The following is a 24,731-nucleotide window of genomic DNA, read 5'->3' on the forward strand; positions in this document are numbered from 1 at the left end:
GTCAGGCCGGCGGCGGAAGTGCCGTGACCACTGCGATGAAGTCGGCGATGGCGACGGTGTCGTCGAGGTCGAAAACGGGGAGCTCGCTGTCTTCCACGGGATGGTCGGCGGCAATGGCCCGGATATGCGGGTCCGTCGGTGCCAGCGGCTCGCGCTGCGCCGAAGCCAGCCGCCGTGCCTCGATCTTCGGCACCGGCTCGCGCTTGTAGCCTTCGATCAGCACGAGATCGCAGGGACCGATGCGGGACAGGATTTCGTCAAAACTCGGTTCGGCGGCGCCTCGCAGTTCGTGCATGATCGCGTAGCGCGTGCCGGACACAATCACGACCTCATGGGCACCGGCCTCGCGGTGGCGATAGCTGTCGGCACCCACCTTGTCGATGTCGAAGTCGTGATGGGCATGCTTGATCGTCGAAATCCGGTAGCCGCGCCGGGTAAACTCCTCGACCAGACGGACGGCGAGGCCGGTCTTGCCGGAATTCTTCCAGCCGGCGATGCCGAAAATCCGCGGGCTTGTTGTCATGGCGCACCTCGCTCGACAATCGATCGGGCGAACGCCAGATCCTCTGGTGTATTGACGTTGAAGAACGGGTCCACGGGACCAGTTGGCTCTTCGGACATCGGGAAGTCGACGGTCTCGGATGGATGTCGGGCGATGAAATCGAAGACGCGACGATGGTCGGGGTGTTCGAGCCACCGCTCCAGATCATCGCCAAGGGAGAGGGGCCAGAGCGCTGTGATCGGATGAGCCCGTCCGGCGGATGCCGCCATGACAATCGTGCCTGCGACGGCTTCCTGCGTGAGGCGCTCGACCAGATCAGTTGGCAGGAACGGCGTGTCACAGGGCGTGGTCAGCAGATGGGTCGGTCCATCACCTGCCTTGGAGAAAGCCCGCAAACCAGCGAGAACGCCGGCCAGCGGCCCCGGCCTGTCCGGTCGCGAATCCGGAATGACCCGAATATGCGCCGCCAGGGGATGTTCGGTCGGTGCATTGAGGCTGACGCCGCACACCTGTGCGTCCAGGCGCCGTGCGACCCACAGCGCCAGCGGTGTGTCGCCGATCCGTATCTGGGCCTTGTCGATCCCCATGCGTCGTGACAGGCCGCCGGCGAGGATCAGGGCGGGAGGACGCGTCGATTGCGCCATGGCGTCACCGTTCCTCCTCTGGCGCCAGCCGCAGCAGGCCAATGGCGACGAGCGCCAGGATGCAGCAGCCCAGCATGACGAGCAGCAGCGGCATGGCGCCGGTCTCTTCACTGAGAATGCGCGAGGCGAGCCAGGAGACAAAGGCGCCGCCGCCCATGCTGATCGCACCCCCGAGGCCGGAGGCTGATCCGGCCAGTTCCGGGCGGACGCTGACGATGCCGGCATTGGTGCTCGGCAAGGAGAGGCCGTTGCCGAAGCCGACGACCACCTGCGGCGCAAAGAAGGCGAGCGAGGAGGTGATGCCCTGCGCGAACAGCAAGATCGGAACTGCGGCGCCGACCAGGGCGACGATACCGCCGATCAGCATCATCATGTCGATGCCGGCACGTCTTGCGAACCTGCCGGAGAGGTAATTTCCCACGATATAGCCTGCCGCAATGAACATGAACTGCAGGCCGAGCATACTTGGTGTCAGGCCCATCAGTGTGCCGCCGACGAAGGGGGCTCCGCCGAGAAACGCAAAGAAGGCACCGGATGTGAAGGTGCTGGCCATGGTGTAGCCCCAGAAACGGGGGGATGCGAGCAGGCTTGGCCAGGCCCGAAACTGCTGCGAGAAGCTGCCGCTCTTCTGGCGGTTGGTCTCGCCCAGGTCCCGATAGATGAGGAACAGCACGAGCAGGGCAGCTGCAAAGATCGCTGCGAAGTTGGCTCGCCAGCCGAAACTGTCGCTCAACAGCCCCCCGATCGTCGGCCCCACCATCGGAACCAGCGTCATGCCCATGGTCACGTAGCCGATCATCGAGGCGGCTTCCTCCATCGGGACCATGTCGCGGATGATCGCGCGAGACAGAACGAGGCCCGCCACCACCGCCGTCTGCAACATGCGTGCGACGGTCAGGATCTCAATGGAGGTCGCGATCATGCACACCAGTGAGGCGGCAAGCAGGATTAGCAGTGCGCCGATCATCACAGGCCGCCGACCGTAACGGTCCGAGAGGGGGCCGATCACAAGCTGAACCAGAGCGGTCATGGCGATGTAGCCGGAGACCAGAACCTGCACGCGATCATAGGAGACACCTAGATCGGAGGCCATCGCCGGCAGAGAGGGCAGGAAGATGTTCATCGTCAGCGCCGACAGGCCTGCGATCGCCACGAGACTGACGATATGCGGGGCCGTTGTCCGGTCGAGGAAGCGGGAGTGCTGCGGCACGCTCAAATGTCCTTGCTCAAAAGATCTGGATCAGCCGGGAGACGCCGGATCGGCACGGCGGGCGAGGGCCGCCTTTCGCTTGCTCTCGCGGTAGAATGTGTACAGGCCGGAGCCGATGACAATGGCTGCCCCGACGATCATCCAGACATCCGGCACCTCGTCAAAGAAGACCATGCCCAGCAGAACTGCCCAGAGAAGGCTGGTGTAGCGGAAGGGGGCGATGAAGGAGATCTCGCCGGTGCGCATCGCCATGATGATGGCCTGATAGCCGGCGAACAGGAAGACGGATGCAAAGGCCAGACGGCCAAGGGCGCTGCCGGATATCGGCTGCCAGCCGCCGAATGCAGGAACCAAGAGCAAGCCGGCGAAGGAGATGGAGGCGGCGGTGAACAATGTGACGGTCAGCGAGGATATGCCTGGATCGATCCTGCGGGTGACGAGGTCACGTCCGGCTGCGGTGACCACGCAAAGGACGATATAAAGCGATGCCAGCGTAAAGCCTTCAGGGCCCGGCTGGATGATGACGATAACGCCGATGAAGCCTAGCCCGATCGCCGTCCAGCGCCGCCAGCCGACCGGTTCCTTGTAGAACAGTGCTGCGCCCAAGGTCACCGCAAGCGGCAGCGATTGGAGGATCGCCGATGCGTTGGCGAGAGGGACCTGGCCGAGTGCGGCGAGGAATGCCACAGCCGCGACCGTCTCGAAGGCGATGCGGATGAGAATCAGCGGCTGCAGGATGTTGCGGATGTGATCCAGCGCTCCCATGTGTCGGGCGACCGCATAGACCAGCATGGCGGTGAAGGCTCCGCGCACGAACATGATCTGCGCGACCGTCAATTCCGCGGTCACCGATTTTGTCAGGGCGTCGTTGAAGGTGAAGCCAGCCATCGAGATCGCCATCAGCAGGGCGCCTCGGGTGTTCTCGGATAATGCCATGCTCGATTCCCGTGCGTGTTCGCAGGTTCTAAACCAGGCGGAAGGCGCGAGAAACCTGAATTCGTCGGTTGGCCCCGGCAAAGCATGCTGCAGTGCCAAAAACGGGTGTTGTCGGTTAACCTTTGTTCAAACTCCCGGGAACAAGCTCGCGAACGGCATCGCATGAGGCGGTTCCGCCCCTTCGATCCTGCGCGATGATCTCGCAGGGTGTCGACCTCCCCGAGGGTCTTATGAGTTTTATTGATCGTCTCCTGCAAAGCCGCAGGATCGTCACCAAAGTATTGCTTTTCGTCGTTCCTCTCGTTCTGCTCATGGCCGGCGTCGGTCTCCTGGGCTATTGGACTGCCACAACGCTCAACGGACATATGACCGTGACGCGCGCCACCATCGGCAACATCAGCGATCTGGAGACGCTGCAGCAAGGTCTGCAGGAGTTCAGCCTGGATCCGACCGAGAAGAGCAGGGAGGCTCTTCTCGCCGCGATCGACAACCAGGAGAAGGGGCTCGCCGTTCTTGGAGGCGTGCTCCAGAAGCAGGCACAAACCGCCGATCTGGGCGCGCTCACCGGGTTGCCGGTCCTGATGCGGGAGCAGGCAGCCACGCTGTGGGAGACCAAGACGAAACGCGAGGCACTCGATGCGGGTCTCGCCGGTGCCGTCACGGCGCTGCAGTCCGAGAGCCAGCAGATCGTCAAGCAGGTGGACTTTGTTCGGACCGATCTTGCGGCCAAGGAGCGTTTCGCCAAGGAACTTCTGTTCGATGCGTCCGCCTTCAAGACGCTGCTGGACCGGCTCGGCAAGCTGCGCGTCGGCGTGCAGATGGCCTTCACACCCGAGGAACAGCTCGCGGAAGCCAAGCTCTATCTCGGCCCGATGCAGAAGGATCTGACGAAGGCCGAGGCGATCGCCTCGGACAAGGGCAAGGTTCTGATTGGCGAGGTCGCAGCGGCGATCGGCAAGATCGATGCGGTTCTGGCTCAGAGCGGTGCGGACGATGCCAAGGCGCAGGAACTCGGTCGGGTCCTGTCCGAGTTGGTCGAAATTGAACAGAAGATCACCCTGCAGGCGGCCAAGAACAGCGATATCGCAGCTGACCGGTTCGTCAGTCTCGACAAACTGGTCGCCGAGCAACGGGAGTTGATGTCGTTGGTCGATACGGCTGCGCTCGACATTGCCACGCTGGAACTGCGCGTCGAGCAGATGCTCAGCGCACTCGACGACGCGAGCCGTGCGGTCGTGGTCGATGAAGTGGAGGCCCTCGGATCCGTCGCCGCGCGGATCTCCGAACTCGGCGCGAAGAATAGCGCGCTGCGCGACTTCCCTCAGAAGATCGGCCCCCAGCTGGCGGTCATCACGGAGAATTCGCAAGCCCGCCTCGATGCGGGTCGGGACTGGCAGGACAAACGCCTTGTTGCGACCGCTTCCGTGTCCGCGGCAATGGAATCGCTTCGCAACTTCGTCAGCCAGGCCCAGGAAATCGGCCGCGAGGATAGCGAGCGGTCTGCGACGATCTCGGTCATCACCATGGTGGTTGGCACGCTGTTGGCCATCATTGGCGGCTTGATGCTGGTGGAGACACTGCGCGCGCCGCTGAAGCGAATCACCAGTGTGATGTCGCGTCTTGCGAGCGGGGATCTTTCTGTGCCGATCGAGGGACGCAATCGCGGCGACGAGATCGGAGACATGGTTCGCTCGGTAACCGTCTTCCGGGATGCTGCGCTGGAAAACAAGCGGCTGGAAGAAGAGGCCGAAGCTGCGCGACACCGTTCCGAACAGGAAAGCACGCAGCGGGCACAGGAGAGGGCGCGCGTCGAGGCTGATCAGCGGGCAGCGCTCGAAGCGCTCTCGTCGGTGCTCGAGGCGCTTGCCAACGGACAGCTCGATGTCTCGATGCGTGATGACCTGCCGGCTGATTTTGTCGCGATGGCCTCGACCTACAACCAGGCCGTGGAAGCCCTGCGTGCAACCCTCGAGGAGGTCCGTGCCGCCAGCGCCGACATCAATGCCGGGACGGAAAATCTTGCGGTTTCCGCCGACGATCTCGCACGTCGCACCGAACAGCAGGCGGCGGCACTCGAAGAGAGTGTGCGCGCGCTCTCACACCTGAGCGACGTCGTCAGGACCACGGCCGACGGGGCTGGCCGCACCGCGCAATCGGTGCAGGTGGCACGGGATCACGCGCGGCAGTCCGGAGTCGTGGTGAGGAAGGCCGTCGAGGCAATGGCCGAAATCAGTCGGTCGTCGGAGAAGATCTCGACGATCATTGGGGTCATCGACGAAATCGCCTTCCAGACGAACCTGTTGGCGCTCAACGCCGGTGTCGAGGCGGCTCGTGCGGGCGAAGCGGGACGCGGCTTTGCGGTCGTCGCCCAGGAGGTGCGTGATCTCGCCCAGCGCTGTGCCAATGCGGCGAAGGAGATCAAGACACTGATCTCTGTCAGTGGCGGGCAGGTGCGTTCCGGCGTCGAGCTGGTGGAGAACACGGGTGTCGCCCTGAATTCGATCATCGACCAGGTCGAAGAGGTGCAGGCGCTCGTCGAGACCATTTCGGCGGCGACGCGTGAACAGTCGACGGGCATCAGCGAAGTCACGCATGCGGTGCGCGATGTCGAGCTGATCACGCAGCAGAACGCTGCCATGGTCGAGGAAAACAATGCCGAGATCCACGGACTTCGGCAGCGTGTCGACATCCTGATGCACAAGATCTCGCGTTTCCGTACCGACCTGCGGTCAGAAACGCGGGCCTATCGACGGTCTGCCTGAGGCGTGAGGCGTCACCGGCGGCTGTCAGCCGCCGGTGACGCTCATATGGCGCGCGACCGCCGGCTTGCGGTGGTCACGGTCGATGATGAAATCGTGGCCCTTGGGCTTGCGGGTGATCGCCTCGTCTATTGCTGCGGCCAGATAGGCATCGTCCTCGGACGCGCGCAATGCCGTGCGAAGGTCGGCGGCATCATCCTGGCCGAGGCACATATAGAGCGTGCCGGTGCAGGTCAGGCGAACGCGGTTGCAGCTTTCACAGAAATTGTGGGTGAGGGGCGTGATGAAGCCGAGCCGCCCCCCGGTCTCCCTGACCTCGACATATCGAGCCGGGCCACCGGTCTTGTAGGGAATGTCGTCAAGCGTGAATTGTTCTTCGAGCCTGCTGCGAACGAGGGAGAGCGGCAGATACTGGTCGGTGCGATCCTCGCCCGTCTCGCCCATCGGCATGGTTTCGATCAGGGTCAGGTCCATGCCCTCGCCATGAGCGAAGCGCAGAAGGTCCGCAATCTCGTCTTCGTTGAAATCCTTCAGGGCCACGGCGTTGAGCTTGATCCGGATCCCGGCAGCCTGTGCCGCGCGGATGCCTTCCAGCACCTTGTCGAACTCTCCCCAGCGGGTGATCGTCTTGAACTTTTCCGCATCGAGCGTGTCCAGCGAGACGTTGATGCGGCGGACGCCACAATCGGCAAGCTCGGCCGCATGGCGCGCGAGTTGCGAACCGTTGGTCGTGAGCGTCAGCTCCTCCAGACCGCTCCCCAGGTGCCGGGAAAGGCTGCGAACCAGATGCATGATATTCTTGCGGACCAGCGGTTCGCCTCCCGTCAGGCGAAGCTTGCGCACGCCCTTTGCGATGAAGGCGGAACAGAGCCGGTCGAGTTCTTCCAGCGTCAGAAGATCCTTCTTCGGCAGGAAGGTCATGTTCTCCGACATGCAATAGGTGCAGCGGAAATCGCAACGGTCGGTCACGGAGACGCGCAGATATGTCACAGCACGTCCGAAGGGGTCGATCATCGGTGCTGCCCGGTCAATGAGCGGTTCTGCATTGCGCCAGTCGGCGGGTGTATGGTCCAACAGGTGTCTCCCCAGAGAAGGCTGGCATTGTCAGGCCAACCCGTCGTCTGCCTATGTATGTGTTGCGGTGCAGGTTGAGGTCGGAAAACCGAGTTATATCCTTCCGGACCCTGCCGCGTCTGTAACAATGTGGGGGCAAGTCCCGGGAGCGTCAAGCCGACACAGGCCAACCAACGGAAATCGGCTTGCAATCGGAGTATCCTGGTCCTAGGTCTTCGGCCAGTCACATGGGCGGGGAATGAGGGTCGCATGAGCGAGATCTGGCCAAGCGAGTTGAAGGTGTCGAAGGACAAGCGTCTGTTGACGGTGACGTTCAATGACGGCGTCGTCGCAGCCCTCCCGGCCGAAATGCTGCGCGTCCTGTCGCCTTCTGCCGAGGTGCAAGGGCATGGGCCTGGCCAGAAGGTTACGGTGCCCGGCAAGCGGCATGTGACCATTCGTCAGATGGTGCCAACAGGCAACTACGCCGTTCGGATCGGCTTTGACGACGGCCACGACACCGGTATCTTCACGTGGCTCTATCTGCGTGAACTGGGCGAGAGCGGCGATGAAAAGTTCGCCGCCTATGAATCCGAACTCGTCGAAAAACGGCTTAGCCGCGATCCTCGCTGATCTCGAGATCGAGCATGTCGGCGGATGACAGCATGCGCTGAATGAGCAGGTCCATGTTCTCGGCTAGCCGCTGGCATTCGTCGATCGGTGTTGCGGAGAGGGTGCGTTCGATCAGTTCCGTCTGAATGCGCATGGCCTTTTCGCTGAGACCCCGTCCCTCGTCCGTCAGGAACAGCCTCAAAACACGCTTGTCTCGCTGATCGGGGCGTCGCTCCAGAAGGCCGCGTTTTTCCATTTGTGGCAGCAGCATGCTCATGTTGGAGCGACCGACGAGCAGCTTGCGTGCCAGTTCCTGCTGCGAGATGCCCTCGAACCGATAGAGATTGACCAGGATGTCGAGATGCGGCGGCTTGATGTCAAGCGGCGCCAGGGCGCGTCCCAGCGCCTGCTGCATCAGCTGGCAGGCGCGGGCGACCGCGATCCAGCTACGAAATCGAGGATGGTCCCAGGGGAAGGCTTGCTTTTTGTTCATTCTTGTACTTTATTGTTCAGCATTGAACATTTGATGGGATTCCGAATATGCCATCCTTTCCTCTGAAGGTCACCCGTCTGGCTTTCGCGCAGCTGGAGAAGGTTTCGCCAGTGCTCGCCGGACGCCTGGCTTTTGAGCTCTTCTGTCGGACGCCGAGCCGTCGTCCCAAGGGCGCCAAGGCGAAGCAGGTCTTCCTCATGGGGCGCAATCGCTTGCGCCAGGCTGTAACGGTGCGCCTGGCACTTGCGCGCGGCATGGCGGCGGCCCATCAGTGGCCGAATGAAAGCCTCAGCGGCGACAGTGCCCGTATCCTTGTGGTGCATGGCTGGGGCTCGCGCGCCGAGTACCTGACGGAACTCGCATTCGGGCTGAGGCAGGCAGGAGCCGAGGTTGTGGTGCTCGATCTGCCCGGGCACGGCGCCTCGACTGGCCGACGGCTCGACCTGAAGATTGCGGCAGAGGCGATTGTCGCGGCCGAGCGGCATTTTGGTCGCTTCGACGGCGTGGTCGGTCATTCCTTTGGCGGTGCTGCGGTGATGATGGCGGCCGGTCGCGTATTCGAGGACTTGCCGCCACTCCAGGCTGGGCGCATTGCTCTCATCGGCTCTCCTTCAAGCATGGGTGAAGTGTTCAGCGGTTTTGCCGGCATGGTCGGCCTCGGTCGCAGCGCGGTCGCGGCGATGCGGGGGCGAGCGATGGAGTTGGTCGGGGCCCGTGTGGAGGATCTTGACGGTGTTGGTGTCGCCCGACGTATCGACCTGCCGCTGCTTGTCGTGCATGCCGAGGACGACAAGGAGGTCAATGTCGGTCATGCGCAGCGCTATATCGGCGTGTCGCCGCATGTCCGACACCTGTGGGCCAACGGGCACGGGCATCGCCGCATTGTGAATGCGCCCGAGGTAATCCAAGCGGTTGCGTCCTTTCTGATGGGCGCAGAGGCCAGCCTCCCTTCCGGAGCGCGGGCCGCGTCATAGAACGGTCATCTCCCTTGCCTAACCCGTTTACATCAAGGATGTGGCGAGCGGGCAAAGCGGAGGCAAGTCGTGACCATCATTACCAGCGTTGATGAACTGAAGACCTATTATGGTGTCGTCACCGAGGCATCGACCGCCAAGGTGACCAGCTATCTCACACCGGCCTATCGGCGGATGATCGAGCGGTCGCCTTTCGTCGCGCTGGCGACGGTGGCCCCGGAGGGGTTGGATTGCTCGCCGCGCGGTGACCGCAGTTCGGTTGTGCGGATCGAAGATGATAAGACGCTCGCACTTCCGGATTGGCGCGGCAACAACCGGATCGATTCCCTGCTCAACATCGTGCGCGACCCGCGTGTGGCGCTGATGTTCCTCATTCCCGGCTCCAGCAGCGTGATGCGGATCAACGGCCGTGCCGTGGTTTCGGTCGCACCGGATCTCCTCGGCAGCTTCGAGATGGATGGCCGTCATCCGCGCAGCGTGGCGCTCGTGACAATCGAGGAAGCCTATTTCCAGTGCGCGCGGGCGGTGATGCGTGCCGAACTCTGGAGCGTTTCGACCCAGGTGGCCGCCGAAGGGCTGCCGACCGCCGGCGATATGTTGAAATCGGCCAAAGCCGATTTCGATCGCGACAGCTATGATCGGGAATGGCCCGAACGGGCCGCCAAGACAATGTGGTGAGTGGACAAACCGGCTACCGCTTGTAGATCAGCCAGCTCTTGTTGAAGTCCTTCTTCATGCCGTCCTCATAGGGCTTCGTGCGATTGCGGCCGGCATTCTTGGCGCAGTAGAGGGCAATGTCAGACTTTGCGTAGAGTTCACCGGCGTCCTCGGCGTCGGCGGCCATGGCGTAGCCGAGCGAGATGGTGATCGGTCCGTAATTGACACCCGTCTTCGAATTCTTGAAGGGGGTCGCCTCAAGCGCTGTGCGGATGCGTTCGCACGCCTGAAATATCTCGTCCGCTGTGTTGCCCTCAATGATGATGGCGAACTCCTCTCCGCCGGTTCTGGCCACGAAGCAGTCCTTGCGGACATTGCTGCGGATGACGGTGGCAACCGTTGCGAGGATCTTGTCGCCGACCGGATGGCCGTAGGCGTCGTTGACCTTCTTGAAATTGTCGATGTCGGCCAGAACGAGGCCGGCGAGTGGCTTGGTCCCGCTGACATAGACATTGGCGAGCCGTTCGTCGAAGGCACGGCGATTGGCGATCCGGGTCAGCGAGTCCGTATTGGCGATACGCTTGTATTCATCGAGCTCGCGGCGGACTTCGTCCATCTCCTGGGAGCGCTGCGACATCTGCACGACCGTATCGGCACCGTGCGCCATGGTCGAGCCCGTTGCATCGGTCAGGATGCTGATCGCACTGCGCAAGATGTCAGTGCTGTTGGTGCTCTTGGAATTGATCCGGTGATAGGTTTCGCCCAGAAGACGATTGTAGCTCTGCAGCGATGTCTGCTCCTGCTGCAAAAGGCGCAGGAGCCCGTCGAGTTCGCCGATCAACTTGGAGTGGACGTTCTCGATTACACGGCTCTGGTGGTGGCCGAAATACTGCTCGCCGAGCGCATCGAGTTCGTCCTGCGTGGCGCGGCCGCCGAGCGCTGCCAGTTCGCGGGTGAGCGAGGGATTGGAACCGATATAGGCCTCGTAAAATAGCTCGTAATTGCGCGGAATCGGGGCAACCCCCATCGAGCGCATCGCATAGGTGATATGTGCCGCGACGTCCGGGATCTGCGTCTTTGGCGGTGTCGCCGTGGTCATTCGGCCAGCTCCAGTGATCTTCACTTGAGACGTTAAGGGTCTAAAGAATAATTAGCGGCAAATGATTTGAAAAAGTTTAATGGTCACGCAACGAAAAGTCGTTGGCATAAACTGGGCGGTCGTCCTGAATTTCTCGATAAGTATCTGTAGAACAAGTGACAATTTGCCGTTGCGGAAGGTTGATGCCGCAACGGCAAGCTCGCCATAGACGAGAAAAATTATCCGAGGTTGAATTCCTGGAAGAAGTCATTGCCCTTGTCGTCGGTGACGATGAAGGCCGGGAAGTCCTCGACTTCGATCTTCCAGACCGCTTCCATGCCGAGTTCGGGGTATTCCAGAACCTCGACCTTCTTGATGCAGTCCTGGGCAAGACGGGCGGCCGGGCCGCCGATCGATCCCAGATAGAAGCCCCCATGGGTCTTGCAGGCCTCGCGCACGGCACGCGAGCGGTTGCCCTTGGCGAGCATCACCATCGAGCCGCCGAAGGACTGGAACTGGTCGACGTAACTGTCCATACGGCCGGCGGTCGTCGGGCCGAACGAGCCCGAAGCGTAACCCGTGGGGGTTTTGGCAGGGCCTGCGTAATAGACTGGATGGTTCTTCATATATTCGGGCATGCCTTCGCCCTTTTCCAGCCGATCGCGGATCTTGGAATGCGCGAGGTCGCGGGCGACGATGATCGTGCCTGTCAGCGACAGGCGGGTCTTGACCGGATGCTTGGTCAGCTCTGCCAGGATCGCGCTCATCGGCTGGTTGAGGTCGATTTTCACCATCGAAGAGGACAGCGCGGTCTCGTCGATCTCGGGCAGGTACTTGGACGGATCGGTTTCCAGCTGTTCGATATAGATGCCGTCCCTGGTGATCTTGCCCTTGGCCTGGCGGTCGGCGGAACAGCTGACACCAAGCCCGATCGGCAGCGATGCGCCGTGGCGGGGCAGGCGGATGACACGCACGTCGTGACAGAAATACTTGCCGCCGAACTGCGCGCCGACACCCATCGACTGGGTCAGCTTGTGAATTTCCTTTTCCATCTCGAGGTCGCGGAATGCATGACCGCTTTCGGAGCCTTCGGTCGGCAGATCGTCGAGATAGCGCGCGGAGGCGAGCTTGACGGTCTTCAGCGTCATCTCGGCGGAGAGGCCGCCGATGACGATCGCCAGATGGTAGGGGGGACAGGCTGCCGTACCCAGGGTCAGGATCTTCTCCTTGAGGAAGTCGATCATCCGGTCATGGGTAAGAAGCGAGGGCGTGCCCTGATAGAGGAAGGTCTTGTTGGCCGAGCCGCCGCCCTTGGCCATAAAGAGGAACTTGTAGGCGTCCTCGCCCTCCTCGTAGAGGTCGATCTGAGCGGGCAGGTTGGTCTTGGTGTTCTTTTCCTCGAACATCTTGATCGGTGCCAGCTGCGAGTAACGCAGGTTGCGGCGCTCATAGGCATCGCGCACGCCTTCGGCCAGCGCTTCGTAGTCGTGACCGTCGGTCCAGACGCGGCGGCCCTTCTTGCCCATGACAATCGCGGTGCCGGTGTCCTGGCACATCGGCAGGATGCCACCGGCAGCGATATTGGCGTTCTTCAGGAGGTCAAAGGCGACAAAGCGGTCGTTGTCTGTGGCCTCAGGATCTTCGAGGATCGAGGCGAGCTGTTTCAGGTGGCCGGGGCGCAGGAGGTGGTTGATATCCGAGAGCGCGGTTTCGGCGAGCAGGCGCAAGCCCTCGGGCTCGACCGTCAGGATATCCTGTCCCTTGAAGGTTTCGACAGAGACGTAGTCGGACGTGATCTTGCGGTAGGGGGTCTTGTCCTCGCCGAGGGGGAACAGATCGTCAGCCATTGCAGCACCTTTTGAAGCCGGAACGAGAGGTCACTCGGTTGCCGGTCTAGTCGCGGTGTTCCAATTTTGCAATGGTTCTAAAGACGAGTATTGAAGGCGGTCGTAAGCCGCCTCCGATCAAGGTTTCCAGAGGGTGTCGGTCTGGCCCTCACTGCGGCCCGATCATCAGCTCGGGCCGCACATACTGGTCGAATTCCTCATTGGTGAGATAACCACCGCCGACGGCTTCTTCACGCAGGGTCGTGCCGTTCTTGTGGGCGGTCTTGGCGATCTTGGCGCAGAGGTCGTAACCGAGTTTGCCGTTCAGCGCCGTCACCAGCATCAGCGAGTTCTCGACACCCTTGCGGATGTTGTCTTCGCGCGCCTCGATGCCGGTGACGCAATTATCGGTGAAGGAGACGGCGGCATCGCCGAGCAGCTGCACCGACTGCAGGAAATTGTAGGCCATCATCGGATTGAAGACGTTGAGTTCGAAATGGCCCTGGCTGCCGGCAAAGGTGATCGCGGCATTGTTGCCAAAGATATGGGCGCAGACTTGGGTCAGTGCTTCCGATTGGGTCGGATTGACCTTGCCGGGCATGATCGAGGAACCCGGCTCGTTCTCCGGCAGGGACAGTTCGCCGAGGCCTGCGCGCGGGCCGGAGCCGAGGAAGCGGATGTCGTTGGCGATCTTGAAGAGTGCGGCTGCGGCGGCATTGATCGCACCATGGGCAAAGACCATGGCATCGTGGGCGGCAAGCGCCTCGAACTTGTTGGGTGCCGTGACGAAGGGCAGGCCGGTGATCCCGGCAATTTCTTCCGCGACCTTTTCAGCGAAGCCGATCGGGGCATTGAGGCCGGTCCCGACGGCGGTTCCGCCCTGTGCCAGCTCGTAAAGGCCGGGTAGTGTGATTTCCAGGCGCCGGATCGAAGAAGCAACCTGGGCAGCATATCCGCCGAATTCCTGGCCGAGCGTCAGCGGCGTTGCGTCCTGCGTGTGCGTGCGACCGATCTTGATGATGTGCGCAAAGGCCTTCGACTTGGCATCGAGGGCCGCATGCAGATGCTTGAGGCTCGGGATCAGGTGGCGGACGATCTGCTCGGCGCAGGCGATGTGCATGGCCGTCGGATAGGTGTCGTTGGACGACTGGCTCATGTTGACGTGATCGTTCGGATGAACCGGCTTCTTGGAGCCCATCACGCCGCCCAGCATCTCGATGGCGCGGTTGGAGATGACCTCATTGGCATTCATGTTCGACTGCGTGCCGGAACCGGTCTGCCAGACGACCAGCGGGAAATGGTCGTTCAGCTTGCCGTCGATGACTTCCTGGGCAGCGGCGATGATTGTCTCGCCGATCTTCGGGTCGAGCCCACCGAGCGCCATGTTGGCGCGGGCTGCCGCCTGTTTGACGATGCCAAGCGCGCGCAGGATGGACAGCGGCTGCTTTTCCCAGCCGATCTTGAAATTGCCGAGCGAGCGCTGCGCCTGGGCGCCCCAGTAACGGTCGCTTGCGACCTCAATCGGGCCAAAGGTGTCGGTTTCGATGCGGTGGGTCATGGGATGTCCTGCCTGTGGTGGCTTTGGCGGGTGACGCTGGCTTGCTATGGATCTAGGAAGCGGAGCGCATGATGCAAGCCGATGAACATAAGTGGATTGTGATTGTCAAGTATTTTCCATCTGAGTTCAGGCCGGTGCCTTGCGACGCCCCTGTGTCCTTTCCGGCACGTCTCACGACTATTTGTATGCGGCTTGAACGCGATCAGGTGATGCCCGTCTGTACGAATTGTTAACGTCAATCAAAATTTAACGAATGTTTCCATTTAGTTTGCGGCGAGGCGATGGCTGCAGTCGCGTGTCGGGTCACACAAAGTTGACGCTTGCAGATGGAGCCACAGGACATTGTCCAACTTTTCAACGAAATGCCGATCCGCTAGTGATCCGCGCAAGACAGATCGTGCCGCGAGTCCAAGGACGACCCGGACCGGGAAATGGAACAGAGAATGACGAGAAACAGGAATTTCGTAGTCACCGCGCTCCTCGCTGCGACTACAGCCGCCGGCACCCTGCCGGGCGAGGCTGCCGCCACCACGCTTCTCGATCTTCTCCGGGGCGGCCCGGGACGCCAGGTCAAGCAGGAGGCGGCTCCGGCTTCGCTGGAGAGCCAGGCGCAGGGTGGCCTTGAAATGGGCGATCCGGAGCCGCTGCCGAAGATCTCCGGCCCGCGCTACTACACCTACAAGCCTGAAGCGCAGCGCGCCATCAAGATCAAGCTTCCGGTCTCCGAGCCGGTCGCCGGTTCCGCCGAGGCGCAACCGGCTGCGGAAGTTCTCGGTGCGCGCCGCTTCCTGTCCGAGGTCGCCGTGCGCGCGACCGACGAGGTGGCAAAGACTGTCGAGGTCTACTACGGAAATCCGAACAAGCCGCTGATCTGGATCGACGAGCAGGGGATTTCTGAACGCGGTCGGGCGATGATCAACGCTCTTGCGGCAGCGGATTTGGTCGGGCTTTCGCCGGATGACTATGCCGTTCCGATGCCGGCAGAGACCGCAGATCCGACCGATCCGGAAAAGCGTCAGCGCGAGCTGATGAGTTTCGAGGTCGCACTGTCCGCGAAGGTGCTAACTTACGTCCAGGACACCGCGCGTGGTCGGATCGATCCGAACAAGATCTCCGGCTATTACGATTTCAAGCGCAAGGGCGTGAACATCGCCCCGGTCCTCGACATGCTGCGCATGAGCCCCGATGTCGCGGCCTATCTGCGCAACCGCGATCCGAAGAGCACGCAATTCGTGGCGCTGCGCGACGAGCTTGCGCGGCTGAAGGCCGAAGACGCCCAGGCTGCGACCACACCGATCACGATCGCTCCGGGGACGCTTCTGAAGCCGGGTCAGAGCAATCCCGAACTCGCTCAGGTGATCGGGGCCCTCAAGCAGGGCGCATCGGAAGCGGTTCTTACGCAACACTCGGCAACGCTGGCAGGCTATACGGGTACGCCCGAATACACGCCGGAGTTGGTCGCTCTGGTCGAAGCCTTCCAGCAGGAAAAGGGGCTGAAGCCGGATGGCGTCGTCGGTCCGGCAACCATCCGTGCGATGACCGGGCACAGCAATGCCGAGAAGATTGCCAAGCTGCAGGTCGCCATGGAAGCGATCCGGTGGCTGCCGGCTGATCTCGGGTCTCGACACGTCTTCATCAATGCGCCGGCTTTCAAGGCCACCTATGTCAACGAAGGCAAGGAACAGCTTTCGATGCGCGTCGTGGTGGGGTCGAAGTCAAACCAGACCTATTTCTTCCAGGACCAGATCGAGACCGTCGAGTTCAATCCCTATTGGGGCGTGCCGAAGTCGATCATCGTCAATGAGATGCTGCCGAAGCTGAGGGCCGATCCGTCCTATCTCGACCGTCTGGGTTATGAAGTCTCCCATGGTGGTCGCAAGGTGGCCTCGAGCCAGGTCGACTGGAACGTTACCCACGCGGTCGATGTACGCCAGCCGCCGGGTGGCGACAATGCGCTGGGTGAGCTGAAGATCCTCTTCCCGAACGAGCATGCGATCTACATGCATGACACGCCGTCGAAGAGCTACTTCAAGCGGGACATGCGCGCGCTGAGCCATGGCTGTGTGCGCCTGGCCGAGCCGCGGGTTATGGCAGCGGCGGTGATGGGCACGACGGTCGAGGAGATCGGCAAGCAGATTGCGTCGGGCCAGAACCGCGCCGTGCAGGTGCCACAGAAGATCCCGGTCTATGTGTCCTATTTTACGGCCTGGCCGAACAAGGATGGCGTCGTCGAGTATTTTGACGATGTCTATGGCCGTGACGATCATACGGCCAAGGCCTTCACCGCAACGACGGATGCCCGCGCGCCGCGTGTTTGATCGATCAAAGATTTCAGTGTGATGTCAGATGGCGGGCCTTTGGTCCGCCATTTCTTTTGCAGCCTGTTTCAGCCGATCAGCCGATCAGCCGATCAGCCGCTCGACGAGCTCGACGGTCAGTTCGTCGAAGTGTCCGATGATGTGTGATGCGCCAAGTTCTTCGACCGGGACGTCAGAATAGCCGAAGGGCACCGCAATCGACGGAATGTTGCCGTTGCGGGCGGCGAGGATGTCATTGATGCTGTCGCCAATCATCAGGACCTTGTCGGCCTTGCCGCCGGCCCGCTCGACCGTGGCGAGGATATGCTCCGGGTCCGGTTTGCGGAAGGCGAACGTGTCGCCGCCTGAGATTGCCTCGAAATAGGCGGTGAGCTCCAGACGTTCGAGCAGCGGGCGTGCCAGACGTTCCATCTTGTTTGTGCAGACGGCCAGCCTGAAGCCTGCCGTGCGCATGCGGTCGAGCGCCTCGATCAGACCCGGATAGGGGCGGCTCTTGCCGGGCATGCTGGCTTCGTAGTGATCGATAAAGCGGTCGAGCAGGGCAGGGATCTCGTCTTCTGTGATCGGTGCTCCGCGCAGGGCAAAGGCCCGCTGGATCATCACGCGCGCACCTTGGCCGACGAGATGGGTCAGATCCTCGTACCCCACCGGGGCCAGGTCACGCGCCGCGATGGTGTGATTCAAGCTCTCGACGAGATCGGGCGCTGTGTCGATCAGGGTTCCGTCGAGGTCGAAGACGATGGTCGTGGCTGTCAAGACGGTTCTCCATGGCGGCGTCAGAGGTGTCGCCGGGTTATGGGAAATCCTCTGAAAAGGCAATCTTGCATGGCGATGCAGGGCTTTCACTCGGCCAAGGAGGCGTGTAAACAGCATCCAACGAAACGGACTGGAGCTTTCGGCGCATGGACGCCCGCGAAATGAAGATCAAGGCTGCCGCTGCAGCGCTGGCGCATGTTGAGGACGGCATGCGTCTCGGGATCGGAACCGGCTCGACAGCCGAGGAATTCGTCCGCTTGCTGGCGGAAAAGGTGGCGGGTGGCCTGCAGGTTCAGGGTGTTCCGACATCGGAGCGCACCGCGCGGCTTTGCCTCGAACTCGGTGTCCCGCTGAAGTCTCTCGATGAATTGCCCGAACTCGACCTTACCATCGACGGGGCGGACGAGATCGACGCGCGGCTTCGGCTGGTCAAGGGCGGCGGCGGTGCTCTGCTGCGCGAGAAGATCGTCGCGGCAGCCTCGAAGCGGATGATCGTGATTGCCGATGCAACGAAGGTCGTCGATACGCTCGGCGCCTTCCCGCTGCCGATCGAGATCAATCCGTTCGGCCAGGTGTCGACGCGGCTGTCGATCGAGCGCCTCGCCTCTGAGCTCGGCCTCAGCGGTTCGATGACCTTGCGAACCCGTTCCGACGAGAGCCTCTTCATGACGGATGGCGGACACCTGATCCTGGACGCATCTTTTGGCCGCATTCCTGATGCAGACGCACTCGCAAGCCGGCTCAATCAAATCCCCGGCGTGGTGGAACACGGCCTTTTCATTAACTTGGCGTCGCTCGCGATCATCGCCGGACCGGCTGGTGCGCGGGTGATGGAGCCGAAGAACTAACAGGAGCATAGAATTTCATGATCAGCTTTAAAGGTATGGGCCGCTTCGCCTCGATCGCCGTCATCGCCGGCAGCGTGATGCTGGGTGCGGTTTCCGCGAAGGCACAGGAGGTGCCGGCTGAGCACATGCAGGCGGCACGCGATGCGATCAGCGCGCTCGGTGTTACCAACCGTTTCGATGCGATCCTGCCGAACATCATGGACCGACTGACCTCGCAGCTCATCCAGGCCTATCCGAACCTGCAGGACCAGATTTCGGTGAAGGTCGAGGAGGAAGCCCTAAAACTGGCGGCTCGTCGCGCCGATCTCGAGCGTGAGGCCGCACTGGTTTACGCTAAGGCGTTCACGGCCGAGGAACTCAAGCAGATCTCGGCCTTCTACGGTAGCGAGACCGGCAAGAAGCTCCTCAAGGATGGCCCGATCGCGACCCGCGAGCTGCTGAAGGCTGCCGACATCTGGACCGCCGGCATCGCCCGCGACCTTGAGCAGCAGGCCAATGCCGCGCTGCTGGCCGAGGTGCAGGCCCAGCAGCCTGCAGCGGCAGAAGCGCCGAAGCCCTGATCGATTGATCTTGATTTGTGAGCCCGGGCATGGTCCCGGGCTTTTCTTTTTCCAACGGCGCTTCCTATATCAGGCGCAGTTCAAGCGAGAGCCTAGCAGGCGAGGAGACCCCCCATGAGCCAGTTCGACTATGACCTCTTTGTCATTGGTGGCGGCTCCGGTGGAGTTCGCAGTGCCCGTGTTGCCGCCTCTCTCGGCAAGAAGGTGGCCATCGCCGAGGAATACCGCTTCGGTGGAACCTGTGTGATCCGCGGTTGCGTGCCAAAGAAGCTCTTTGTCTATGCCTCCCAGTTCCATGAGCATTTCGAGGATGCGACCGGCTATGGCTGGACGGTGGGCGAGACGCGGTTCGACTGGCCCTCACTGATTGCCGCCAAGGACAGGGAGATCGCGCGTCTCGAAGGGCTCTATCGCAAGGGTCTGGATAATGCGGGTGTTGAGATCCTCGAAACCCGCGCCGAATTGACGGGTCCGCACAGCGTGCGCCTGGTCAAGAGCGGCAAGCAGGTCACGGCCGAGCGGATCGTCGTTGCCGTTGGTGGTGCCGCCAACCCGCATGCCTCCCTGCCGGGCCACGAACTCTGCATCTCCTCCAATGAAGCCTTTCATCTGGAGCAACTGCCGCGTTCCATCCTGATCGCCGGCGGCGGTTACATCGCGGTCGAGTTCGCCAATATCTTCCATGGGCTCGGTGTCGATACCACCCTGATCTATCGCGGTGCGGAGATCCTCAGCCGTTTCGACCATGACATGCGGCGCGGCCTGCATGAGGCTATGGAGGCCAAGGGCATACGGATCCTCTGCCACGATCACATCCAGAAGGTCACGAAGTCGGCGGCAGGCAATCTCGACGTGGATACGATCAACAATGGGCGACTGGTGGTCGAGCAGGTCATGCTGGCGCTCGGGCGTGATCCAAACACTGCGGGCCTCGGTCTGGAAGCGGCCGGCGTCGAGACCAATGATCGCGGCGCCATCGTTGTCGATGCCTATTCCCGGACCAATGTCCCGAGCATCTTCGCACTCGGCGATGTGACGGATCGTGTCCAGCTCACACCCGTCGCGATCCATGAGGCGATGTGCTTCATCGAGACGCAGTACAGGAACAATCCGACCTCGCCCGATCACGACCTGATCGCCACAGCCGTCTTCTCACAACCCGAAATCGGCACTGTCGGCCTCTCGGAGGAGGCCGCTGCCAAGAAATTCGAAGAGATCGAAGTCTATCGTGCCCAGTTCCGTCCGATGAAGGCAACGCTGTCGGGGCGGGCCGAGAAGATGATCATGAAGCTGATCGTCAATGCTGCCGATCGCAAGGTGGTCGGCGCGCATATCCTGGGGCACGATGCCGGCGAGATGGCCCAACTTCTCGGCATCACCCTCAAGGCCGGCTGCACCAAGGACGATTTCGATCGCACCATGGCGGTTCATCCGACGGCTGCCGAGGAACTGGTTACGATGTATGCGCCGAGCTACCGGGTTCGCAACGGCGAGCGGATCTGATCGATCCTCATGATAGGCAAGGCCTCGCCGGATGTCTGGCGAGGCTTGGCTGATCAGAATTTGGAGAGCAGATCGAGCCCGAGGACAGGTGCCGACAGAGCAGCAAGGGCGAGGAGGGAAAGCAGGACAAGTCGGGTCCTGCGGCTTCTTCGGGTTTGTACACCAGTCCAATCATACGCCATCACACGATCCTCATGATCAACGCAGGAAGCCGAAACTTCCCGAACACCACACTACGCCCCCATCAACGCGGATAGTGGCCGGGGCTTGCGTGAAGCTTGCTTTTGGCCAGACATGCGCAAGTCCCTTCTGCAACAGCGGTGTTCGCAGGCTGGTCATGCTGACATTTCGAATTTTCTTTGCAAGGCCTCCCTTATGGAAAGCCCGTGTTGGGCTTGTGAATCATGTGGGAAACCCTGCTGCAGTGCGAAAGCTCACCTCTGCATCAGCCAATCGACGGCCGGTTTCCACAACGTGTCCTTGAATGTCGACCGGAAGAAGCCGAGATGCCCGACGGTGCCGCCAGCCTCCTCGGGAGAGATCCAGCGTATCTCGGTGGGGGCCCTGTAGTAGTATTTCAACAGCGCATGCTGTGCCTTCGGTGTACCCCATGGGTCGTCTGTCAGTCCGATGGCCAGGATCGGCGTCTCGACTTCGGCAAAACGGCGGACGGCATCCATTGTCGGATCGGCGAAGAAGTATTCGGGATGCCGGCCCCACTTCGCCCATTCCCGGAACACCGTGCCCGGCAATGTCTGGCCGAGACCGATGCGACCGGGCACTTTCCCGAGCAGCGTCGCGAGTGGAACGCCGACCAGGTTCATCTGACTGAATACGCGCAGACGCGGACGAGTATTGCCCCAGTAGCCCGTCATCGTGGCCACCATCAGATAACGCGCAAACCGCTGCGAGCGCCCGCCCAGAGCCAGGACCTGTCCGCCGAAGGATTGCCCGATGCCAACGGTCTGGTGGCCGGGCGCTACGGATTCCAGCTGGTGCAGTGCTGCCGGCATGTCGAAATGCGCCCAGTCGCGCATCAGGAGCGGTTTGCGCCAGTCCGGGGGCGCCTGGGACCCGGCCACTCCGCGATAGTCATAGGTGAGGGTGGCACGAAACCCGTGATCGGCGACGAGGTGCTCTGCGAAGCGTGCATAGAAACCGCGCGGGACGGCCGCAGCTGATGAGATCAGCGCGAGTGGACCGTCGCCGGCGCCGCGGATCAGCGTGCCATGCAGGGGGAAATTGTCCGCCGTCTCAAAGACGATCTCGGATTTCTCCGTCTCGTGCCGTGTCATGCCGAACCTCCCGTCCCGGATGCGACGAGAGCTTACGTTTACGTTCATGTCATATCAAGCGCCGGGTTCCAGGAAGGTGTCCGCTGTGGTCGCCGAGGCTTGTTCGGCGCTATCCGCAGAGGTGCGCCAGCGGCCTGCGAAAGTCCCCAAACTTCGGCTTTCCAAGGATCGATTAACCGTTTATAAGCCCCCATCCGATGCGGCCGGGAGGTTGCCGCAGCTAGTATCAGACAGGTGACGACCATGGCGCAGAATTGGACCCCGAGCAGCTGGAGACAGAAGCCGATCAAGCAGGTTCCGGCGTATCCGGACCTCGACGCATTGAAGGCTGCCGAGCAGCAGCTTTCGACCTATCCGCCGCTGGTCTTTGCGGGCGAGGCCCGTCGCCTGAAGAAGTCGCTGGCCCAGGTCGCGGAAGGCAATGCCTTCCTGCTGCAGGGCGGCGACTGCGCCGAAAGCTTCGCCGAGCATGGCGCGGACAATATCCGCGACTTCTTCCGCGCCTTCCTGCAGATGGCGGTCGTTCTGACCTTCGGTGCGCAGCTGCCGGTGGTCAAGGTCGGCCGCATTGCAGGGCAGTTCGCCAAGCCGCGCTCTTCCGACATGGAGACAATCGGTGGCGTCGAGCTGCCGAGCTATCGCGGCGACATCATCAACGGCATCGAGTTCACCGAAGAGGCCCGCATCCCGAGCCCCGAGCGTCAGCTGATGGCCTATCGCCAGTCGGCTGCGACGCTCAACCTGCTGCGTGCCTTCGCGATGGGTGGCTATGCCAATCTTGAGAACGTGCATCAGTGGATGCTTGGCTTCGTCAAGGATAGCCCGCAGGCCGAGCGCTACCGGAAGCTTGCTGACCGCATTTCCGAAACCATGGACTTCATGAAGGCCGTGGGCATCACCTCGGAAAACAATCCGAGCCTGCGCGAGACCGATTTCTTCACCAGCCATGAAGCCCTGCTTCTCGGCTACGAAGAAGCGTTGACCCGCGTCGATTCCACCTCGGGCGACTGGTACGCGACGTCCGGCCACATGATCTGGATCGGCGACCGTACGCGCCAGGCCGACCATGCGCATCTCGAATACTGCCGTGGCATCAAGAACCCGATCGGTCTCAAGTGCGGTCCGTCGCTGCAGGCTGACGATCTCTTGAACCTCATCGACATCCTGAACCCGCAGAACGAAGCCGGTCGCCTGACGCTGATCTGCCGCTTCGGTCACGACAAGGTTGCCGAGCACCTGCCGCGTCTCGTGCGCGCCGTCGAGCGCGAAGGCCGCAAGGTCGTATGGTCCTGCGATCCGATGCATGGCAACACGATCACGCTCAACAACTACAAGACCCGTCCCTTCGAGCGGATCCTGTCGGAAGTCGAAAGCTTCTTCCAGATCCACCGTGCGGAAGGCTCGCATCCGGGCGGCATCCATATCGAGATGACCGGCAAGGACGTGACCGAATGCACCGGCGGCGCGCGCGCGGTGACCGGCAACGATCTCGCCGACCGTTACCATACCCATTGCGATCCGCGTCTCAACGCCGATCAGGCACTGGAGCTTGCGTTCCTGCTGGCAGAGCGGATGAAGAGCGGTCGCGACGAGAAGCGCATGCTGGTTGCAAATGGCTGAACCATAGGTTCAACTTTGCGAGGTTGACCACCGGGCGGGCTTCAACGAAGCTCGCCCGGTTCTCGTTTCGGAGGTCAAGTGATGGACGACAAGACAGGGCGCTGCCTTTGTGGCGCGGTGCGTTTCAGGACACGTGGCGAGCTTCGCGAAGTCATTGCCTGTCATTGTTCGCAATGCCGTCGCCAGACAGGGCTCTACTACGCCGCGACAAATGTCTTGCTCGATCGACTTGAGATCGAAGGCATGGGAGATGTCGGCTGGTATCGCGCAAGCACAGAAGCCCGGCGCGGATTTTGTCGAACATGCGGTTCGGCCCTCTTCTGGCAGGCCGACGGCGCGGACTACATGTCCATCATGGCGGGCGCGTTCGACCAGCCGAGCGGACTTGCGATCGGCTACCACATCTTCTGTGCCGACAAAGGCGACTTCTACGAGATCAACGACGGACTGCCGCAGTATCCGGCGGGGAGGGGCTGACGGGTATTACGCGGCGGCTGAGTTCTCGGTCTGGATGCCCAGTTCGTCCAGCGCTCGCTGATAGGAGAGGTCGATCGCGGCAAACTTTGCGGACTGCCAGGTGAAATAGTCCTCAATGAAGCGGCTCGTCAGCAGGAGGTCGCCGCGCCGACGCTGCTGTTCCCAACTGAGCAGGCCGTCGGTTTCGGCCTTCTTGAACATGCGCTTCAGATTGGTTGTCGATACCTGGTAGGTTTCGCTAAGCTCGACGAGGGTAACAGGGCCGCAGGATGAAGTCGGCGCCGCACGATCGACAATGTCGAGGCGTGAGAACAGGTCATGCAGGATGATGCCGCCGAGATCCGACCAGAGGAAGTGGCCGATTGAATCCGGAGGGTCTCGCCACATCGGATCGCCCACCATGATGTCGGCGCCAACGGGTTGTGCGATAAGGAAGATCCTGTCCTCGGCGAGTGACGTCATTTCGCGGTTGCCGCCATCAAGCCGGTCGAGGCAGGCCAGATGGCCATTGAACCAGCTGCGTAGGCCATTCAGGCTCAGCTCCGTCGGCTCCAGCACGCGCACGCGCTTGTCCGGCACATCCGGAACGTCGCGCAGGAACTTGTAGGCTACGAGTTCAGCCAGATAGCCGGTGGCCGTGTTGCGGCTCGCCGCTCCCAGGCGCATGACCGTCTCGACGAAACGCGTGGCTGTCAGACCCGAAAGCGGATCATCCTGCGTACGACGAAGGGCCAGGGCAAAAACCGATTGCGTCATCAGCCACTTGCGATGCGACGCCTTGAGGCGCGACATGCGTGGCGTTCGCATGTGAATGCCAATAAGATGCCGGGCGATCTGCTTTTCGATGGCCGGATACAATGGATGTGCAACGATATCAGCACGCGTCATGAGCGGCATGGCAATGGCTCTGATCTCAATTTTGAATGTCTCAGGAGTGTCCGACCGCGCAAGCAGTCGCCAAGCACAGTCGTTGGAAATACTGTCAAGCCCCCTGATTTGACGAACAAAAAAAGTCTATGACTGAAATCGCTTGGCGCTGCAATAGCGCCAAC

Annotated in this window: 22 protein-coding genes; 10 read left to right on the plus strand and 12 right to left on the minus strand. The window is 61.7% G+C overall.

The features are described from left to right. Position 1: 1 nt before the first annotated feature. Genes mobB through J2045_RS12160 form a run of 4 tightly spaced genes read right to left on the minus strand, consistent with a single transcriptional unit; the run spans position 2 to position 3,292 of the window. The gene (mobB, locus tag J2045_RS12145; protein WP_307373026.1) at positions 2-523 is read right to left on the minus strand and encodes a molybdopterin-guanine dinucleotide biosynthesis protein B; all 522 of its coding nucleotides are present in this window, start codon (positions 521-523) and stop codon (positions 2-4) included. Then, entirely contained in the window at positions 520-1,146 is a 627-nt protein-coding gene (mobA, locus tag J2045_RS12150) for a molybdenum cofactor guanylyltransferase MobA (RefSeq protein ID WP_307373027.1), read from the minus strand. The genes mobB and mobA overlap by 4 nt, the downstream gene beginning before the upstream one ends. A 4-nt stretch (positions 1,147-1,150) precedes the next feature. Then, positions 1,151-2,356 (minus strand): multidrug effflux MFS transporter, encoded by a 1,206-nt coding sequence (locus J2045_RS12155; RefSeq protein ID WP_307373028.1) that lies wholly within the window; start codon positions 2,354-2,356, stop codon positions 1,151-1,153. A 30-nt stretch (positions 2,357-2,386) separates the two neighbouring features. Then, on the minus strand, positions 2,387-3,292 hold the full coding sequence (locus tag J2045_RS12160; RefSeq protein WP_307373029.1) for a DMT family transporter: 906 nt from the start codon (positions 3,290-3,292) through the stop codon (positions 2,387-2,389). Positions 3,293-3,522: 230 nt separating this feature from the next. Here J2045_RS12160 and J2045_RS12165 point away from each other — a divergent pair, with 230 nt between their 5' ends. Beyond that, on the plus strand, positions 3,523-6,054 hold the full coding sequence (locus tag J2045_RS12165; RefSeq protein ID WP_307373030.1) for a methyl-accepting chemotaxis protein: 2,532 nt from the start codon (positions 3,523-3,525) through the stop codon (positions 6,052-6,054). 24 nt (positions 6,055-6,078) lie between these two features. Here the strand turns inward: J2045_RS12165 and moaA are convergent, their stop codons facing one another. Further along, on the minus strand, positions 6,079-7,065 hold the full coding sequence (gene moaA, locus J2045_RS12170; RefSeq protein ID WP_307373332.1) for a GTP 3',8-cyclase MoaA: 987 nt from the start codon (positions 7,063-7,065) through the stop codon (positions 6,079-6,081). A gap of 309 nt (positions 7,066-7,374) precedes the next feature. Here moaA and J2045_RS12175 point away from each other — a divergent pair, with 309 nt between their 5' ends. Further along, on the plus strand, positions 7,375-7,737 hold the full coding sequence (locus tag J2045_RS12175) for a gamma-butyrobetaine hydroxylase family protein (protein ID WP_307373031.1): 363 nt from the start codon (positions 7,375-7,377) through the stop codon (positions 7,735-7,737). On the opposite strand, the gene J2045_RS12180 is transcribed toward J2045_RS12175, so the two are convergent. Beyond that, positions 7,718-8,209, minus strand: coding sequence for a MarR family winged helix-turn-helix transcriptional regulator (locus tag J2045_RS12180; protein WP_307373032.1), 492 nt, complete (start codon positions 8,207-8,209; stop codon positions 7,718-7,720). The genes J2045_RS12175 and J2045_RS12180 overlap by 20 nt on opposite strands. Before the next feature lie 47 nt (positions 8,210-8,256). Here J2045_RS12180 and J2045_RS12185 point away from each other — a divergent pair, with 47 nt between their 5' ends. Then, positions 8,257-9,183: an alpha/beta hydrolase gene (locus J2045_RS12185; RefSeq protein ID WP_307373033.1), complete on the plus strand. Its 927-nt coding sequence runs from the start codon at positions 8,257-8,259 to the stop codon at positions 9,181-9,183. A gap of 69 nt (positions 9,184-9,252) precedes the next feature. Then, on the plus strand, positions 9,253-9,861 hold the full coding sequence (locus J2045_RS12190) for a pyridoxamine 5'-phosphate oxidase family protein (RefSeq protein WP_307373034.1): 609 nt from the start codon (positions 9,253-9,255) through the stop codon (positions 9,859-9,861). 13 nt (positions 9,862-9,874) lie between these two features. Here J2045_RS12190 and J2045_RS12195 read toward each other — a convergent pair whose 3' ends face one another. The 3 genes from J2045_RS12195 to fumC all read right to left on the minus strand — a co-directional run bounded on the left by J2045_RS12195 (position 9,875) and on the right by fumC (position 14,302). Continuing rightward, positions 9,875-10,939 (minus strand): GGDEF domain-containing protein, encoded by a 1,065-nt coding sequence (locus J2045_RS12195; RefSeq protein ID WP_307373035.1) that lies wholly within the window; start codon positions 10,937-10,939, stop codon positions 9,875-9,877. 218 nt (positions 10,940-11,157) lie between these two features. Next, the gene (locus J2045_RS12200) at positions 11,158-12,765 is read right to left on the minus strand and encodes a fumarate hydratase (RefSeq protein ID WP_307373036.1); all 1,608 of its coding nucleotides are present in this window, start codon (positions 12,763-12,765) and stop codon (positions 11,158-11,160) included. Between the two features lie 148 nt (positions 12,766-12,913). Next, positions 12,914-14,302 carry a class II fumarate hydratase gene (gene fumC / locus J2045_RS12205; protein WP_307373037.1) on the minus strand — a complete coding sequence of 463 codons (1,389 nt, stop codon included), beginning with the start codon at positions 14,300-14,302 and terminating at the stop codon, positions 12,914-12,916. Positions 14,303-14,745: 443 nt separating this feature from the next. On the opposite strand from fumC, the gene J2045_RS12210 reads away from it, so the two are divergent. Then, positions 14,746-16,620, plus strand: coding sequence for a L,D-transpeptidase family protein (locus tag J2045_RS12210; RefSeq protein ID WP_307373038.1), 1,875 nt, complete (start codon positions 14,746-14,748; stop codon positions 16,618-16,620). 84 nt (positions 16,621-16,704) lie between these two features. Here J2045_RS12210 and gph read toward each other — a convergent pair whose 3' ends face one another. Next, the gene (gene gph / locus J2045_RS12215; RefSeq protein WP_307373040.1) at positions 16,705-17,376 is read right to left on the minus strand and encodes a phosphoglycolate phosphatase; all 672 of its coding nucleotides are present in this window, start codon (positions 17,374-17,376) and stop codon (positions 16,705-16,707) included. A 146-nt stretch (positions 17,377-17,522) separates the two neighbouring features. On the opposite strand from gph, the gene rpiA reads away from it, so the two are divergent. From rpiA to gor, 3 genes are all read left to right on the plus strand, one after another. Then, positions 17,523-18,224, plus strand: coding sequence for a ribose-5-phosphate isomerase RpiA (gene rpiA, locus J2045_RS12220; RefSeq protein ID WP_307373041.1), 702 nt, complete (start codon positions 17,523-17,525; stop codon positions 18,222-18,224). A 17-nt stretch (positions 18,225-18,241) separates the two neighbouring features. Then, positions 18,242-18,784, plus strand: coding sequence for a DUF2059 domain-containing protein (locus tag J2045_RS12225; RefSeq protein WP_307373042.1), 543 nt, complete (start codon positions 18,242-18,244; stop codon positions 18,782-18,784). A 114-nt stretch (positions 18,785-18,898) separates the two neighbouring features. Continuing rightward, complete coding sequence (gene gor, locus J2045_RS12230) at positions 18,899-20,287, plus strand: glutathione-disulfide reductase (protein WP_307373043.1); 1,389 nt, start codon at positions 18,899-18,901, stop codon at positions 20,285-20,287. Between the two features lie 434 nt (positions 20,288-20,721). On the opposite strand, the gene J2045_RS12235 is transcribed toward gor, so the two are convergent. Beyond that, positions 20,722-21,582 (minus strand): alpha/beta hydrolase family protein, encoded by an 861-nt coding sequence (locus tag J2045_RS12235; RefSeq protein ID WP_307373045.1) that lies wholly within the window; start codon positions 21,580-21,582, stop codon positions 20,722-20,724. Between the two features lie 243 nt (positions 21,583-21,825). Between J2045_RS12235 and J2045_RS12240 the strand changes: the two genes are divergently transcribed. Beyond that, entirely contained in the window at positions 21,826-23,202 is a 1,377-nt protein-coding gene (locus J2045_RS12240) for a class II 3-deoxy-7-phosphoheptulonate synthase (RefSeq protein ID WP_166599667.1), read from the plus strand. Positions 23,203-23,283: 81 nt separating this feature from the next. After that, positions 23,284-23,679: a GFA family protein gene (locus J2045_RS12245; RefSeq protein ID WP_307373046.1), complete on the plus strand. Its 396-nt coding sequence runs from the start codon at positions 23,284-23,286 to the stop codon at positions 23,677-23,679. Positions 23,680-23,685: 6 nt separating this feature from the next. Here J2045_RS12245 and J2045_RS12250 read toward each other — a convergent pair whose 3' ends face one another. Continuing rightward, complete coding sequence (locus tag J2045_RS12250; RefSeq protein ID WP_307373047.1) at positions 23,686-24,576, minus strand: hypothetical protein; 891 nt, start codon at positions 24,574-24,576, stop codon at positions 23,686-23,688. Between the last annotated feature and the right edge of the window lie 155 nt (positions 24,577-24,731).

This window comes from Peteryoungia aggregata LMG 23059 (assembly GCF_030814435.1).
Lineage (GTDB): Bacteria > Pseudomonadota > Alphaproteobacteria > Rhizobiales > Rhizobiaceae > Allorhizobium > Allorhizobium aggregatum.